Annotated in this window: 24 protein-coding genes; 1 reads left to right on the forward strand and 23 read right to left on the reverse strand. The window is 55.6% G+C overall.

Annotated features, from left to right (window positions below):
* The first annotated feature begins 31 nt into the window (after nt 1-31).
* Nucleotides 32-2,866 (forward strand): excinuclease ABC subunit UvrA, encoded by a 2,835-nt coding sequence (gene uvrA, locus A7J50_RS26095; protein WP_064454353.1) that lies wholly within the window; start codon nt 32-34, stop codon nt 2,864-2,866.
* Between the two features lie 65 nt (nt 2,867-2,931).
* Here the strand turns inward: uvrA and bfr are convergent, their stop codons facing one another.
* The 23 genes from bfr to rpsC form a co-directional block, all read right to left on the reverse strand.
* Nucleotides 2,932-3,396 (reverse strand): bacterioferritin, encoded by a 465-nt coding sequence (gene bfr / locus A7J50_RS26100; protein WP_015886133.1) that lies wholly within the window; start codon nt 3,394-3,396, stop codon nt 2,932-2,934.
* Nucleotides 3,397-3,551: 155 nt separating this feature from the next.
* Nucleotides 3,552-5,000, reverse strand: a complete 1,449-nt coding sequence (locus tag A7J50_RS26105; RefSeq protein ID WP_064454354.1) for a catalase — start codon at nt 4,998-5,000, stop codon at nt 3,552-3,554.
* A gap of 247 nt (nt 5,001-5,247) precedes the next feature.
* Nucleotides 5,248-5,634, reverse strand: coding sequence for a 50S ribosomal protein L17 (gene rplQ, locus A7J50_RS26110; RefSeq protein WP_007918448.1), 387 nt, complete (start codon nt 5,632-5,634; stop codon nt 5,248-5,250).
* A 41-nt stretch (nt 5,635-5,675) separates the two neighbouring features.
* Nucleotides 5,676-6,677 carry a DNA-directed RNA polymerase subunit alpha gene (locus A7J50_RS26115; RefSeq protein ID WP_003176403.1) on the reverse strand — a complete coding sequence of 334 codons (1,002 nt, stop codon included), beginning with the start codon at nt 6,675-6,677 and terminating at the stop codon, nt 5,676-5,678.
* A 22-nt stretch (nt 6,678-6,699) separates the two neighbouring features.
* A complete protein-coding gene (gene rpsD / locus A7J50_RS26120) occupies nt 6,700-7,320 on the reverse strand; it encodes a 30S ribosomal protein S4 (protein WP_003210056.1) in 621 nt (206 codons plus the stop codon).
* A gap of 18 nt (nt 7,321-7,338) precedes the next feature.
* The gene (rpsK, locus tag A7J50_RS26125; RefSeq protein WP_002555466.1) at nt 7,339-7,728 is read right to left on the reverse strand and encodes a 30S ribosomal protein S11; all 390 of its coding nucleotides are present in this window, start codon (nt 7,726-7,728) and stop codon (nt 7,339-7,341) included.
* A 30-nt stretch (nt 7,729-7,758) separates the two neighbouring features.
* Entirely contained in the window at nt 7,759-8,115 is a 357-nt protein-coding gene (gene rpsM / locus A7J50_RS26130; RefSeq protein WP_003210063.1) for a 30S ribosomal protein S13, read from the reverse strand.
* 129 nt (nt 8,116-8,244) lie between these two features.
* Nucleotides 8,245-8,361: a 50S ribosomal protein L36 gene (rpmJ, locus tag A7J50_RS26135; RefSeq protein WP_002555468.1), complete on the reverse strand. Its 117-nt coding sequence runs from the start codon at nt 8,359-8,361 to the stop codon at nt 8,245-8,247.
* A gap of 27 nt (nt 8,362-8,388) precedes the next feature.
* Complete coding sequence (secY, locus tag A7J50_RS26140) at nt 8,389-9,717, reverse strand: preprotein translocase subunit SecY (protein WP_016969470.1); 1,329 nt, start codon at nt 9,715-9,717, stop codon at nt 8,389-8,391.
* Nucleotides 9,718-10,155 (reverse strand): 50S ribosomal protein L15, encoded by a 438-nt coding sequence (gene rplO / locus A7J50_RS26145; protein WP_003176407.1) that lies wholly within the window; start codon nt 10,153-10,155, stop codon nt 9,718-9,720.
* A 3-nt stretch (nt 10,156-10,158) separates the two neighbouring features.
* Nucleotides 10,159-10,335, reverse strand: a complete 177-nt coding sequence (gene rpmD, locus A7J50_RS26150; RefSeq protein WP_003186033.1) for a 50S ribosomal protein L30 — start codon at nt 10,333-10,335, stop codon at nt 10,159-10,161.
* Between the two features lie 2 nt (nt 10,336-10,337).
* The gene (gene rpsE, locus A7J50_RS26155; RefSeq protein ID WP_003176409.1) at nt 10,338-10,838 is read right to left on the reverse strand and encodes a 30S ribosomal protein S5; all 501 of its coding nucleotides are present in this window, start codon (nt 10,836-10,838) and stop codon (nt 10,338-10,340) included.
* A gap of 3 nt (nt 10,839-10,841) precedes the next feature.
* Entirely contained in the window at nt 10,842-11,192 is a 351-nt protein-coding gene (gene rplR / locus A7J50_RS26160) for a 50S ribosomal protein L18 (RefSeq protein ID WP_003186037.1), read from the reverse strand.
* A gap of 10 nt (nt 11,193-11,202) precedes the next feature.
* Entirely contained in the window at nt 11,203-11,736 is a 534-nt protein-coding gene (rplF, locus tag A7J50_RS26165) for a 50S ribosomal protein L6 (protein WP_003176412.1), read from the reverse strand.
* 12 nt (nt 11,737-11,748) lie between these two features.
* A complete protein-coding gene (gene rpsH, locus A7J50_RS26170; protein WP_010566853.1) occupies nt 11,749-12,141 on the reverse strand; it encodes a 30S ribosomal protein S8 in 393 nt (130 codons plus the stop codon).
* Nucleotides 12,142-12,349: 208 nt separating this feature from the next.
* Entirely contained in the window at nt 12,350-12,655 is a 306-nt protein-coding gene (gene rpsN, locus A7J50_RS26175; RefSeq protein ID WP_003176414.1) for a 30S ribosomal protein S14, read from the reverse strand.
* Between the two features lie 13 nt (nt 12,656-12,668).
* Entirely contained in the window at nt 12,669-13,208 is a 540-nt protein-coding gene (rplE, locus tag A7J50_RS26180) for a 50S ribosomal protein L5 (RefSeq protein ID WP_003176415.1), read from the reverse strand.
* Between the two features lie 20 nt (nt 13,209-13,228).
* Nucleotides 13,229-13,543: a 50S ribosomal protein L24 gene (gene rplX / locus A7J50_RS26185; RefSeq protein WP_064454355.1), complete on the reverse strand. Its 315-nt coding sequence runs from the start codon at nt 13,541-13,543 to the stop codon at nt 13,229-13,231.
* A gap of 11 nt (nt 13,544-13,554) precedes the next feature.
* Nucleotides 13,555-13,923 carry a 50S ribosomal protein L14 gene (rplN, locus tag A7J50_RS26190; RefSeq protein WP_002555479.1) on the reverse strand — a complete coding sequence of 123 codons (369 nt, stop codon included), beginning with the start codon at nt 13,921-13,923 and terminating at the stop codon, nt 13,555-13,557.
* Between the two features lie 23 nt (nt 13,924-13,946).
* Nucleotides 13,947-14,213, reverse strand: a complete 267-nt coding sequence (rpsQ, locus tag A7J50_RS26195; protein ID WP_003176419.1) for a 30S ribosomal protein S17 — start codon at nt 14,211-14,213, stop codon at nt 13,947-13,949.
* Nucleotides 14,214-14,215: 2 nt separating this feature from the next.
* On the reverse strand, nt 14,216-14,407 hold the full coding sequence (rpmC, locus tag A7J50_RS26200; protein ID WP_002555481.1) for a 50S ribosomal protein L29: 192 nt from the start codon (nt 14,405-14,407) through the stop codon (nt 14,216-14,218).
* Entirely contained in the window at nt 14,407-14,820 is a 414-nt protein-coding gene (gene rplP / locus A7J50_RS26205) for a 50S ribosomal protein L16 (protein ID WP_003232424.1), read from the reverse strand. Before rplP ends, rpmC begins: the two co-directional genes overlap by 1 nt.
* Nucleotides 14,821-14,832: 12 nt before the next feature.
* Nucleotides 14,833-15,519 (reverse strand): 30S ribosomal protein S3, encoded by a 687-nt coding sequence (rpsC, locus tag A7J50_RS26210; RefSeq protein WP_003176422.1) that lies wholly within the window; start codon nt 15,517-15,519, stop codon nt 14,833-14,835.
* Nucleotides 15,520-15,528: the final 9 nt, after the last annotated feature.

Consider the following 15,528-nt stretch of genomic DNA (forward strand, 5'->3'; position numbering starts at 1 on the left):
GCATTATTTACGCCCGCCGTGCGAGGCCATCTTGGACAAGATCCTGATTCGTGGGGCTAGAACCCACAACCTGAAGAACATCGACCTGACCCTGCCCCGGGACAAACTGATCGTCATCACCGGCTTGTCCGGGTCCGGCAAATCGTCCCTGGCGTTCGACACGCTGTATGCCGAAGGTCAGCGTCGCTATGTAGAGTCGCTGTCAGCCTATGCCCGGCAATTCCTGTCGATGATGGAAAAGCCTGACGTCGACACCATTGAAGGTTTGTCGCCGGCGATTTCCATCGAGCAAAAGTCGACCTCCCATAACCCGCGCTCCACCGTGGGCACCATTACCGAAATCTACGACTACCTGCGCCTGCTGTACGCGCGCGTGGGTATTCCGCGCTGCCCGGACCACGATATTCCCCTGGAAGCCCAGACCGTCAGCCAAATGGTCGACCTGGTGCTGGCCCAGCCTGAGGGCGCCAAGCTGATGCTGCTGGCGCCGGTCATTCGTGAGCGCAAGGGCGAACACCTTTCGGTCTTTGAAGAGCTGCGCGCCCAGGGTTTCGTGCGCGCGCGCATCAACGGCAAGCTCTATGAGCTGGATGAAGCGCCAAAGCTCGACAAGCAGAAGAAGCATTCCATTGATGTCGTGGTCGACCGCTTCAAGGTGCGTGCCGACTTGCAGCAGCGTTTGGCGGAATCGTTCGAAACCGCGCTGAAGCTGGCGGATGGCATTGCGCTGGTTGCGCCGATGGATGACGAGCCGGGTGAAGAAATCATCTTCTCCGCACGTTTTGCCTGTCCGATCTGCGGGCATGCCATCAGCGAGCTGGAACCCAAGCTGTTTTCCTTCAACAACCCGGCAGGCGCCTGCCCGACGTGTGATGGCCTTGGGGTAAAGCAGTTCTTCGACATCAAGCGCCTGGTCAATGGTGACCTGACGTTGGCGGAGGGCGCGATACGCGGCTGGGACAGGCGTAACGTCTACTACTTCCAGATGCTCGGGTCGTTGGCATCCCACTATAAATTCAGCCTGGAAATGCCGTTCAACCAACTGCCGGCAGAGCAGCAGAAAGTTATCCTGCACGGCAGTGGTTCGCAGAACGTCGACTTCAAGTACCTGAACGACCGTGGCGATATCGTCAAACGCTCGCACCCGTTCGAGGGCATCGTGCCGAACCTGGAGCGGCGTTACCGTGAGACCGAATCGGCGAGCGTGCGCGAAGAGCTGGCGAAATTCCTCAGCACCCAACCGTGCCCGGACTGCCGGGGCACTCGCCTGCGCCGCGAGGCGCGCCATGTGTGGGTGGGTGAGAAGACGTTGCCAGCGGTGACCAACCTGCCAATTGGCGATGCCTGTGAATATTTCGGCGTGCTCAAGCTGACCGGCCGGCGCGGGGAAATTGCTGACAAGATCCTCAAGGAAATCCGCGAGCGCTTGCAGTTCCTGGTTAACGTCGGCCTGGATTATCTGTCGCTGGATCGCAGCGCAGACACGCTGTCTGGCGGTGAAGCCCAGCGGATTCGTTTGGCCAGCCAGATTGGTGCCGGCCTTGTTGGCGTGTTGTACATCCTTGATGAACCGTCGATTGGCTTGCATCAGCGGGACAATGACCGCCTCCTGGGAACGCTTAAACACCTGCGGGATATCGGTAACACCGTGATCGTGGTCGAGCACGATGAAGACGCGATTCGCCTGGCGGATTATGTGGTCGACATTGGCCCGGGTGCGGGCGTGCACGGTGGGCACATCGTCGCCGAAGGCACACCTGCCGAAGTCATGGCTCACCCGGATTCGCTGACGGGCAAATACCTGTCCGGTCGAGTGAAGATCGAAGTGCCCGCCAAGCGCACGCCGCGCAACAAAAAGATGGCGTTGCACCTCAAGGGCGCGCGCGGCAACAACCTGCGCAATGTGGACCTGGAAATACCTCTCGGCCTGCTGACCTGTGTGACCGGCGTTTCCGGCTCCGGCAAGTCGACGCTCATCAACAACACGCTGTTCCCGCTGAGTGCCACCGCCCTGAACGGCGCCACCACGCTGGAGGCCGCGGCACACGACAGCATCAAAGGTTTGGAGCACTTGGACAAGGTGGTCGATATCGACCAAAGCCCGATTGGCCGCACACCGCGTTCCAACCCGGCGACCTATACCGGGTTGTTCACGCCGATACGTGAACTGTTTGCGGGCGTGCCGGAGTCTCGCTCACGCGGTTACGGGCCGGGCCGGTTCTCGTTCAACGTCAAGGGCGGGCGCTGCGAGGCGTGCCAGGGCGATGGCCTGATCAAGGTTGAGATGCACTTCCTGCCGGACATCTACGTGCCGTGCGATGTGTGCAAGAGCAAGCGCTACAACCGCGAAACCCTGGAGATCAAATACAAGGGTAAAAACATCCACGAAACCCTGGAGATGACCATCGAGGAAGCGCGGGTGTTCTTCGACGCGGTGCCTGCGTTGGCACGCAAGCTGCAGACCTTGATGGATGTGGGCCTGTCGTACATCAAGCTGGGGCAGTCGGCGACCACGTTGTCCGGCGGCGAGGCGCAGCGGGTGAAGCTGTCTCGCGAGCTGTCCAAGCGCGATACGGGCAAGACGCTGTACATCCTCGATGAGCCGACTACGGGCCTGCACTTTGCCGATATTCAGCAATTGCTGGATGTTCTGCACCGCTTGCGTGACCACGGCAACACAGTGGTGGTGATCGAGCACAACCTTGATGTGATCAAGACCGCCGACTGGCTGGTGGACCTGGGGCCGGAAGGCGGCTCCAAGGGTGGCCAGATCATCGCGGTGGGTACGCCGGAACAGGTCTCGGAGATGCCGCAGTCACATACCGGTTACTACTTGAAGCCGTTATTGGCGCGCGACAAAGCCTGATTTATCGGGCGCATGAAAAAGCCCCTGTCACGTTGCGGTGACAGGGGCTTTTTTGTAGCCGGGAATCAGAACTGCGATTGCAGGTAATTTTCCAGGCCGACCAGCTTGATCAGGCCCAACTGCTTTTCCAGCCAGTAGGTGTGATCTTCTTCGGTGTCATTCAACTGCACCCGCAGAATCTCGCGGGTGACATAGTCGTTGTGCTGCTCGCAGAGTTCGATGCCCTTGCAGAGCGCGGCACGCACCTTGTATTCGAGGCGAAGGTCAGCGGCGAGCATGTCAGGCACCGTGGTGCCCACATCCAGGTCGTCTGGACGCATACGCGGCGTGCCTTCGAGCATGAGGATGCGGCGCATCAGTGCGTCGGCGTGCTGCGCCTCTTCTTCCATTTCGTGGTTGATACGCTCGTAGAGCTCGGTAAAGCCCCAGTCTTCGTACATGCGCGAATGGATGAAATATTGGTCACGAGCTGCCAGTTCGCCCGTCAGCAACGTGTTGAGGTAATCGATTACGTCGGGGTGACCTTGCATCGCCCTACATCTCCCTGCTTGAAAGTCTGTAGTTTGAACCATGATGACCCGGAGGTCACGGGACTAACGGCAGAAAAGTGATGATTTCCGCAGAAAAGTAGCTGAAATAACGCAAAAACCGCCCAAATGAGGGCGGTTCTGCTTATCGTTTAGAGTCAGTTAAGCGATACACCCAGCGCAGTTGCAATGCCTTGCCCGTAATCAGGGTCAGCTTTGAAGAAGTGCTGCAGCTGGCGCTGAACCACATCGCTGCTGACCCCGGCCATAGCGCCGGCAATGTTGCTGATCAGCAGGGCTTTCTGCCCGGCATCCATCAAGCGGAACAGCGCACCCGCGTGGCTGTAGTAGTCGGTATCTTCGCGATGATCGTAGCGATCAGCTGCACCGGTCAACGCCAGAGCAGGCTCTGCGTATTGTGGCGCTTGCTTGGGCGCATCAGTGTAGCTGTTTGGCTCATAGTTAGGCGTTGCGCCGCCGTTACTGCCAAAGGCCATCGAACCATCACGTTGATAGCTGTTCACCGGGCTGCGCGGGGCATTCACCGGCAATTGCTGGTGGTTGGTGCCAACACGGTAGCGGTGCGCATCTGCGTAAGCGAATACGCGGCCTTGCAGCATGCGGTCCGGCGACAGCCCCACACCCGGAACCATGTTGCTTGGGCCAAAGGCGGCTTGCTCAACTTCAGCGAAGTAATTCTGCGGGTTACGGTTGAGTTCCAGCTCGCCGACTTCGATCAACGGGAATTCTTTCTGCGACCATGTTTTGGTCACGTCAAAAGGGTTCTCGTAATGAGCGTTGGCTTGCGCTTCGGTCATGACCTGGATGTTGACACTCCATTTCGGGAAGTCGCCACGCTCGATCGCACCAAACAAGTCACGCTGCGCGTAATCAGGGTCTGTACCAGCCAGGCGTGCAGCTTCAGCAGGCGCCAGGTTCTTGATCCCTTGCTTGGTCTTGTAATGCCACTTAACCCAATGACGTTCGCCACGGGCGTTGATCAGGCTGTACGTGTGACTGCCGAAGCCGTGCATGTGACGGTAGCCGTCAGGAATGCCCCGATCCGAAAACAGGATGGTGACCTGGTGCAGTGCTTCTGGAGAGTGCGACCAGAAGTCCCACATCATCTGCGCACTTTTCAGGTTGCTTTGCGGCAGGCGCTTTTGGGTGTGGATAAAGTCCGGAAACTTCAGCGGGTCGCGGATGAAGAATACTGGCGTGTTGTTACCCACGATGTCCCAGTTCCCTTCGTCAGTGTAGAACTTCAAGGCAAAACCGCGTGGATCGCGCTCGGTGTCAGCCGAACCGCGCTCGCCACCTACCGTAGAGAATCGCAGGAAGGTCGGTGTTTGTTTCCCGACGGTCTCGAACAGCTTAGCGCTGGTGTACTGAGTAATGTCACGGGACACAGTGAACGTGCCGTAAGCACCCGAGCCTTTGGCGTGCACACGGCGCTCGGGAATGTTTTCACGGTTGAAATGCGCAAGCTTTTCGATCAGATGGAAATCGTCGAGCAACAAGGGCCCACGAGGACCGGCGGTGCGGGAGTTCTGGTTATCGGCGACAGGCGCACCGCTGGCGGTGGTCAGGATTTTGTTCTGGCTCATGCTCAATCTTCCTCAGGTCAGGCTAGGAACTGCCGGCTAATCGGCTTGGAGGGAGTATTGACCATCAAGATGACACCATCAAATGCATTAAATCATGGACTTTGATAGAAAATAACTAACGAACCGTCCTGGCAAGTAGCTTTGGATGTGCGAGAGCACCGGCAGCGACGTGAGGAATATAGACGGCTTTTATTACGCGCACAAAAAACCGGGCACTAGGCCCGGTTCTTCGTTGCAGACTGTCGTCTTACTCGGCGCTTACAGCTTCGCCGGCAGTAGCACGATCAACCAACTCGACGTACGCCATAGGCGCGTTGTCGCCAGTGCGGAAACCGCACTTGAGGATGCGCAGGTAGCCACCCTCACGGGTAGCATAACGCTTGCCCAGGTCGTTGAAGAGCTTACCAACGATAGCTTTCGAACGAGTACGGTCGAAAGCCAGACGGCGGTTAGCCAGGCTGTCTGTCTTGGCCAAAGTGATCAGCGGCTCAGCAACGCGACGCAGTTCTTTAGCTTTCGGCAGTGTAGTTTTGATCAGCTCGTGCTCGAACAGCGACACCGCCATGTTTTGGAACATGGCCTTGCGGTGCGAGCTGGTACGGCTCAGGTGACGACCACTTTTACGATGACGCATGGTTCATTCCTTACCAAACTCACGTTCGGTGATTACGACGATCAGGCAGTCGCCTTGTCGTCCTTCTTAAGACTTGCAGGCGGCCAGTTGTCGAGGCGCATGCCGAGGGACAGACCGCGGGAGGCCAGAACGTCCTTGATTTCAGTCAAGGATTTCTTGCCCAGGTTCGGAGTCTTCAACAGTTCTACTTCGGTACGCTGAATCAGGTCACCGATGTAGTAAATGTTTTCCGCCTTAAGGCAGTTAGCCGAACGTACAGTCAGTTCCAGATCGTCAACCGGGCGAAGCAGGATCGGATCGATCTCGTCTTCCTGCTCGATTACCACTGGTTCGCTGTCACCTTTGAGGTCGACGAACGCAGCCAACTGCTGTTGCAGAATGGTTGCAGCGCGGCGAATAGCCTCTTCAGGATCCAGAGTACCGTTGGTTTCCAGATCAATAACCAGCTTGTCCAGGTTAGTACGCTGCTCGACACGGGCGTTTTCCACCACGTATGCGATACGGCGAACCGGGCTGAACGAAGAGTCAAGCTGCAAGCGACCAATGCTGCGGCTTTCGTCTTCATCGCTCTGACGCGAGTCGGCCGGTTCATAACCACGACCACGAGCTACAGTGAGCTTCATGTTCAGGGCGCCGTTAGACGCCAGGTTAGCGATTACGTGATCGGGGTTAACGATCTCGACATCATGATCCAGCTGAATATCGGCAGCGGTAACCACCCCCGAACCCTTCTTCGACAAGGTCAGCGTAACTTCGTCACGACCGTGCAGCTTGATAGCCAGACCTTTAAGGTTCAACAGGATTTCAATTACGTCTTCCTGTACACCTTCGATGGCGCTGTACTCGTGGAGCACACCGTCAATCTCGGCCTCGACTACTGCACAGCCGGGCATTGAGGACAACAGGATGCGGCGCAGCGCGTTGCCCAGGGTGTGGCCAAAACCACGCTCGAGAGGCTCGAGAGTGATCTTGGCGCGGGTTGGACTGACAACCTGCACATCAATGTGGCGGGGTGTCAGGAACTCATTTACCGAAATCTGCATGGATGCACCTATTTTCTAGCCCTTACTTGGAGTAGAGCTCGACAATCAGGCTTTCGTTGATGTCGGCGGACAGATCACTGCGAGCAGGAACGTTCTTGAAAACGCCCGACTTCTTCTCAGTGTCTACTTCTACCCATTCTACGCGGCCACGTTGGGCACACAGATCGAGAGCTTGGACAATGCGAAGTTGGTTTTTTGCTTTCTCGCGAATCGCGACCACGTCACCAGCACGAACCTGGTAAGACGGCACGTTAACGGTTTGGCCGTTTACGCTGACGGATTTGTGCGATACCAGCTGACGGGATTCGGCACGAGTCGAACCAAAGCCCATACGGTATACAACGTTGTCCAGACGGCATTCGAGCAGTTGCAGCAGGTTTTCACCGGTTGCACCTTTCTTGCCAGCAGCTTCTTTGTAGTAGCCGCTGAACTGGCGCTCGAGAACGCCGTAGATACGACGGACCTTCTGCTTTTCACGCAGTTGGGTGCCGTAATCGGACTGGCGACCGCGGCGTTGGCCGTGGATACCAGGTGCTGCTTCAATGTTGCACTTCGATTCGATCGCGCGCACGCCGCTCTTCAGGAAGAGATCGGTGCCTTCGCGACGAGCGAGTTTGCATTTTGGACCAATGTAACGAGCCATTCTTTACAATCTCCTGGATTACACGCGGCGCTTCTTCGGCGGACGGCACCCGTTGTGCGGGATTGGCGTCACGTCGGTGATGCTGGCGATCTTATAGCCACAGCCGTTCAAAGCACGGACAGCAGACTCACGACCTGGACCTGGACCTTTGACGTTAACGTCGAGGTTTTTCAGGCCGTATTCCAGCGCAGCTTGACCAGCACGTTCAGCAGCTACTTGAGCAGCGAACGGGGTGGACTTGCGGGAACCGCGGAAACCCGAACCACCAGAGGTAGCCCAAGACAGCGCGTTACCTTGACGGTCGGTGATGGTCACGATTGTGTTGTTAAAAGATGCATGGATGTGGGCGATGCCATCAACCACTGTCTTTTTAACTTTTTTACGAGGACGAGCAGCAGGTTTTGCCATGATTAATTTCCTGTCGATTCGCGTGGGCGATTACTTGCGGATCGGCTTACGCGGACCTTTACGGGTACGCGCGTTAGTCTTGGTACGCTGACCGCGTACTGGAAGACCGCGACGATGACGCAGACCACGGTAGCAACCGAGGTCCATCAAACGCTTGATTTTCATGTTGATTTCGCGACGCAGGTCACCTTCAGTGGTGAACTTCGCCACTTCGCCACGCAACAGCTCAATCTGCTCGTCGCTCAGATCTTTGATCTTTGCGGCTGGGTTTACCCCAGTATCTGCGCAAATTTTCTGCGCAGTAGTGCGACCAACACCATAGATGTAGGTCAGCGAGATAACAGTGTGCTTGTTATCTGGAATGTTAACGCCTGCAATACGGGCCATTCAGTGGGACTCCAATTGACAGCTACCTACGCCCCGGAAGCCAAGAAATAGGGCGCGAGATAATATCGCTGTAATAACAAATAATCAACCCGGCAGCGCACTAGCTGCCGGGCTTCAAGCGGATCACACTCAGCCTTGGCGCTGTTTGTGACGCGGTTCCGCGCTGCAAATTACTCGAACAACACCTTCGCGGCGAATAATTTTGCAGTTACGGCACAGCTTTTTCACCGATGCACGAACTTTCATCACCAACTCCTCGAACCTTATGGGTACTCAGCGCAACATGCCGCTGCCGTAACCCTTCAGGTTGGCTTTCTTCATCAGGGATTCGTACTGGTGCGAAACGAGGTGCGATTGTACTTGGGACATGAAGTCCATCACAACCACGACCACGATCAGCAACGAGGTCCCGCCAAGGTAGAACGGAACGTTTGCTGCAACCACCAGGAACTGGGGCAACAAGCACACGGCCGTCATATATAGAGCACCGAACAGGGTCAAACGAGTCAGAACGCCATCAATGTAGCGTGCAGACTGCTCACCTGGACGGATGCCCGGAATAAAGGCACCGGACTTCTTCAGGTTTTCCGCTACGTCTTTCGGATTGAACATCAACGCCGTATAGAAGAAGCAGAAGAAAATAATCCCTGCACTAAACAGCAGAATATTCAACGGCTGACCAGGAGCGATCGACTGAGAGAGGTCCTGCAGCCAGCCCATATTTTCAGACTGACCAAACCAGGTACCCAACGAAGCCGGAAACAGCAAAATGCTGCTCGCGAAAATTGCCGGAATTACACCGGCCATATTCACTTTCAGCGGCAAGTGGCTGGTCTGCGCAGCAAAAACCTTGCGGCCCTGCTGACGCTTGGCGTAGTGAACAGCAATACGACGCTGACCACGCTCAATGAACACCACAAAACCGATAATCGCTACTGCCAGCAAACCGATGGCAACCAGAGCGAAGATGTTGATATCACCCTGACGTGCAGACTCGAAAGACTGCCCAATTGCTCTCGGAAGACCGGCGACGATACCTGCGAAAATCAACATCGAGATACCGTTACCAACACCACGCTCAGTAATCTGCTCACCCAGCCACATCATGAACATCGCACCAGCCACAAACGTGGATACTGCGACGAAATAGAAGCCAAAGTCACCAGTGAACGCAACGCCCTGCCCCGCCAAACCAACGGACATGCCGATAGCTTGAACCAGGGCGAGAACGACAGTGCCGTAGCGGGTGTACTGGCTAATCTTGCGACGGCCAGCTTCACCTTCCTTCTTCAACTGCTCCAGCTGCGGGCTGACGGCGGTCATCAGTTGCATGATGATCGATGCCGAAATGTACGGCATGATCCCCAGTGCAAAGATACTCATCCGTTCCAGCGCGCCGCCGGAAAACATGTTGAACAAGCTAAGAATGGTCCCCTCATTCTGTCGAAACAGGTCTGCGAGTCGGTCCGGGTTGATACCTGGAACCGGGATGTGTGCGCCTATTCGGTAGACGATAATCGCCAGGAACAGAAAACGCAGACGAGCCCAAAGTTCAGACATACCGCCTTTGCCGAGCGCTGAGAGAGCACCTTGCTTAGCCATTTATTCCTCGAACTTGCCGCCAGCTGCTTCGATAGCCGAACGCGCACCTTTGGTGGCGCCGATTCCCTTGCCGATAGTGACAGCGCGAGTCACTTCACCGGACAGCATGATTTTCACACGCTGTACGTTGACGTTGATCACGTTGGCATCTTTCAGGGTCTGCACAGTAACGATGTCGCCTTCCACTTTAGCCAGCTCGGACAGACGCACTTCTGCGCGATCCATGGCTTTCAGGGATACGAAACCGAACTTAGGCAGGCGACGATGCAGCGGCTGTTGACCGCCTTCAAAGCCAGGAGCGATGGTGCCACCGGAGCGGGAGGTTTGACCTTTGTGGCCACGGCCACCAGTCTTACCCAAACCGCTACCGATACCACGGCCCGGACGATGCTTTTCGCGACGGGAACCCGGCGCTGGACTCAGATCATTGAGTTTCATCGATTAACCCTCTACACGCAGCATGTAGTAAGCCTTGTTGATCATCCCGCGATTCTCGGGAGTATCCAGGACTTCTACAGTGTGACCGATGCGACGCAGACCCAAACCTTTAACGCACAGTTTGTGGTTAGGGATGCGGCCGGTCATGCTTTTGATCAGCGTTACTTTAACGGTAGCCATGATCAGAAGATCTCCTTGACAGTCAAGCCGCGCTTGGCAGCAATGGACTCAGGAGATTGCATAGCTTTCAAACCCTTGAAAGTGGCGTGAACCACGTTTACCGGGTTAGTCGAGCCGTAGCACTTGGCCAGAACGTTCTGAACGCCAGCAACTTCGAGGACAGCACGCATAGCGCCGCCAGCGATGATACCGGTACCTTCAGAAGCAGGCTGCATGTACACCTTCGAAGCGCCATGGGCAGACTTCATTGCGTACTGCAGCGTGGTGCCGTTCAGATCAACTTGGATCATGTTGCGACGAGCAGCTTCCATTGCCTTCTGGATCGCAGCAGGCACTTCACGTGACTTGCCACGGCCGAAGCCAACACGCCCTTTACCATCACCCACCACGGTCAACGCGGTGAAAGTGAAGATACGGCCGCCTTTAACGGTTTTGGCTACGCGGTTAACTTGAACCAGCTTCTCAATGTAGCCTTCGTCGCGCTTTTGGTCGTTATTTGACATAACTTAGAACTCCAGCCCAGCTTCACGAGCAGCATCAGCCAGCGCTTTCACGCGACCGTGGTACTTGAAGCCAGAGCGGTCGAAAGCCACTTGCGAGACGCCAGCGGCCTTAGCACGCGTAGCGACCAGCTGGCCAACCTTAGTGGCCGCGTCGATGTTGCCAGTGGCACCATCACGCAGTTCTTTATCCAAAGTCGAGGCGCTTGCCAGGACTTTGTTGCCGTCGGCCGAGATGACCTGGGCGTAGATGTGCTGCGACGAGCGGAACACGCAGAGACGCACGACTTCGAGTTCGTGCATTTTCAGGCGTGCTTTGCGAGCGCGACGCAGTCGAGTAACTTTTTTGTCGGTCATTTGCTATGCCCTACTTCTTCTTGGCTTCTTTACGACGGACGACTTCGTCCGCGTAGCGCACACCTTTGCCTTTGTACGGCTCTGGTGGACGGAAGTCGCGGATCTCAGCGGCCACCTGACCTACCAGCTGCTTATCAATACCCTTGATCAGGATATCGGTTTGGCTAGGGGTCTCAGCGGTGATGCCTTCCGGCAGTTCGTAATCCACTGGGTGCGAGAAGCCAAGGGCCAGGTTCAAAACCGTGCCTTTTGCTTGCGCTTTGTAACCAACACCGACCAGCTGGAGCTTACGCTCGAAGCCTTGGCTTACGCCTTGGACCATGTTGTTTACCAACGCACGCGTGGTACCGGCCATTGCGCGAGTTTGTTGATCGCCATTGCGAGCAGCGAAACGCAGCTCACCAGCTTCTTCAACGATCTCAACGGACGAATGGATATTCAGTTCAAGAGTGCCCTTGGCACCCTTCACCGAAAGCTGTTGGCCTGCGAATTTTACTTCGACACCGGCTGGCAGCTTAACGGGGTTCTTAGCGACGCGAGACATGCTTATCCCCCCTTAGAACACAGTGCAAAGAACTTCGCCGCCGACACCGGCAGCGCGCGCAGCACGATCCGTCATCACACCTTTGTTGGTGGAGACGATAGACACGCCCAGACCGCCACGAACTTTCGGCAGATCTTCGGCGGACTTGTACTGACGCAGGCCTGGACGGCTAACGCGCTTCACTTCCTCGATGACCGAACGGCCTTCGAAGTACTTCAGCTCGATGGACAGCAGTGGCTTGGTTTCGCTGCTGATCTGATAACCCGCAATGTAGCCTTCGTCTTTCAGGACTTTGGCAACAGCTACCTTCAACTTGGAAGATGGCATGCTTACGACGGACTTTTCAGCCATCTGGGCATTACGGATACGAGTTAGCATGTCCGCTAACGGGTCCTGCATACTCATGGGCTAGACGCTCCTAATACAAAAAAATTAGCCTTGCGGCTACATATGTCGCCGAGAATCTCCGAGCGCAAAACACACGGGCTCAGGCGAGCCGCGTATTTTAGACACACTCCAGAAATGAAACAAGCCCCAAAAGGGGCTTGTTCCAGATTCAAGGCCACCGGCGGTCAGTATCTTGCGATACCAACCGCCTGGACTCTGAAAGTACTTACCAGCTGGCTTTAACCAGACCTGGTACGTCACCACGCATTGCCGCTTCACGCAGTTTGTTACGGCCAAGGCCGAACTTGCGGTAAACGCCGTGTGGACGACCGGTCAGGCGGCAGCGGTTACGCATGCGCGAAGCGCTTGCGTCACGTGGCTGCTTCTGCAGAGCTACTGTAGCTTCCCAACGTGCTTCTGGACTTGCGTTCAGATCAACGATGATTGCTTTCAGTGCTGCACGCTTCTTGGCGTACTTGGCAACCGTGAGCTGACGCTTCAGCTCGCGGTTTTTCATGCTCATCTTGGCCATGGTCCTACTCCAATCAGTTGCGGAACGGGAATTTGAACGCACGCAGCAGAGCGCGGCCTTCATCATCGTTCTTGGCAGTGGTGGTCAGGGTGATGTCCAGACCGCGAAGAGCATCGATCTTGTCGTAGTCGATTTCCGGGAAGATGATCTGCTCTTTCACGCCCATGCTGTAGTTACCACGACCATCGAAGGACTTGGCATTCAGGCCGCGGAAGTCGCGGACCCGAGGCAGGGAGATCGACAGCAGACGATCCAGGAATTCGTACATACGCTCACGGCGCAGAGTCACTTTGACGCCGATCGGCCAACCTTCACGGACTTTAAAGCCAGCGATGGATTTCCGAGCGTAAGTCACAACGACTTTTTGACCGGTGATCTTTTCCAGGTCAGCAACGGCGTGTTCGATGACTTTTTTGTCGCCGACCGCTTCGCCCAGACCCATGTTCAGGGTGATTTTGGTAACGCGTGGAACTTCCATCACGTTCGAAAGCTTAAGTTCTTCCTTAAGCTTCGGTGCGATTTCTTTCCAGTAAATCTCTTTTAGTCGTGCCATGGTCTTCTACCTAGCAGTGTTCAAGCATCAACCGCTTTTTGGGTCGACTTGAAGACACGAATTTTCTTGCCATCTTCTACTTTGAAACCAACGCGGTCAGCCTTGTTGGTTTCGCCGTTGAAAATGGCGACGTTAGAAGCATCCAGCGGAGCTTCTTTTTCGACGATACCGCCTTGTACGCCCGACATCGGGTTAGGCTTGGTATGACGCTTAACCAGGTTCAGACCGCCGATAACCAGACGGTTATTAGTGAGAACCTTAAGCACCTTACCGCGCTTACCTTTGTCTTTGCCGGCGATCACGATGATCTCGTCGTCACGACGAATCTTTTGCATGTCGGATCTCCTTACAGCACTTCTGGGGCGAGCGAGACGATCTTCATGAACTTCTCAGTACGAAGTTCACGGGTCACTGGCCCAAAGATACGGGTGCCGATCGGCTCTTGCTTGTTGTTCAGAAGAACAGCAGCGTTGCCATCAAAGCGGATAATGGAGCCATCTGCACGGCGTACGCCGTGACGAGTGCGGACTACAACAGCAGTCATCACTTGGCCTTTTTTCACCTTACCGCGAGGAATTGCTTCCTTCACGGTAACTTTGATGATGTCACCGATACCAGCGTAACGACGATGGGAGCCACCCAGCACCTTGATGCACATAACACGGCGAGCGCCGCTGTTATCGGCCACATCGAGCATGGATTGAGTCTGAATCATATAATTTCTCCGACCCCTAGTCCTTAGACTTCCACAGCGCGTTCGAGAACATCAACCAGTGCCCAAGACTTAGTCTTGGCCAGCGGACGAGTTTCACGAATAGTGACTTTGTCGCCGATGTGGCACTGGTTGGTTTCGTCGTGCGCGTGCAGCTTAGTCGAACGCTTAACATATTTACCGTAGATCGGGTGCTTAACGCGACGCTCGATCAAAACGGTGATGGTTTTGTCCATCTTGTCGCTGACAACACGGCCAGTCAGCGTACGGACAGTCTTTTCGGCTTCAGCCATGATCACTTACCTGCCTGCTGGTTGAGCACAGTCTTCACGCGAGCAATGTCACGCTTAACTTGCGAGAGCAGATGAGACTGCCCCAACTGGCCAGTTGCTTTCTGCATACGCAGATTGAACTGGTCGCGCAGCAGGCCGAGCAGTTGCTCGTTCAGCTGCTGTGCGGATTTTTCACGAAGTTCATTCGCTTTCATCACATCACCGTCCGTTTAACAAAGGCGGTGGCGAGCGGCAGCTTTGCAGCAGCCAGGGCAAAAGCCTCACGCGCCAGCTCTTCAGTTACACCCTCGATTTCATACAGGACTTTGCCTGGCTGAATCTGGGCTACCCAGTATTCCACGTTACCCTTACCTTTACCCATCCGAACTTCGAGGGGCTTTTTGGAAATCGGCTTGTCCGGGAATACACGGATCCAGATCTTGCCGCCACGTTTAACGTGACGGGTCAGAGCACGACGCGCTGACTCGATCTGACGAGCGGTGAGACGACCACGAGCTACAGACTTCAGCGCGAACTCGCCGAAGCTGACTTTGCTACCGCGCTGAGCCAGACCACGGTTGTGGCCTGTCATCTGCTTGCGGAACTTCGTACGCTTTGGTTGCAACATTTGGCGTACCCCTTACTTAGCAGCTTTTTTACGAGGCGCTGGTGCTTGTGGTTTCAGTTCTTCTTGGCGACCACCAATTACTTCGCCTTTGAAGATCCAAACCTTTACACCGATCACACCGTAAGTGGTGTGAGCTTCGTAGTTGGCATAGTCGATGTCGGCACGCAGGGTGTGCAGTGGCACACGACCTTCGCGATACCATTCAGTACGTGCGATTTCAGCACCGCCGAGACGACCGCTCACTTGGATTTTGATGCCTTTGGCACCAATGCGCATGGCGTTCTGTACGGCGCGCTTCATAGCGCGACGGAACATTACGCGACGCTCCAGCTGCTGAGCTACGCTCTGCGCAACCAGCATACCGTCGAGCTCCGGCTTACGGATCTCTTCGATATTGATGTGCACAGGCACACCCATTTGCTTGGTCAGGTCCTGACGCAGTTTCTCAACATCTTCACCTTTCTTCCCGATAACGATACCTGGACGAGCGGTGTGGATGGTGATACGTGCAGTTTGCGCCGGACGATGGATATCGATACGGCTTACGGACGCGCTTTTTAGTTTGTCTTGGAGATACTCACGCACCTTCAGATCAGCGAACAAATAGTCCGCATAAGTCCGACCGTCTGCGTACCAGACGGAGGTGTGCTCCTTGACGATTCCCAGGCGAATGCCAATGGGATGTACTTTCTGACCCATCTCTTCGAC

The organism is Pseudomonas antarctica (assembly GCF_001647715.1).
Classification (GTDB): Bacteria; Pseudomonadota; Gammaproteobacteria; order Pseudomonadales; family Pseudomonadaceae; genus Aquipseudomonas; species Aquipseudomonas antarctica_A.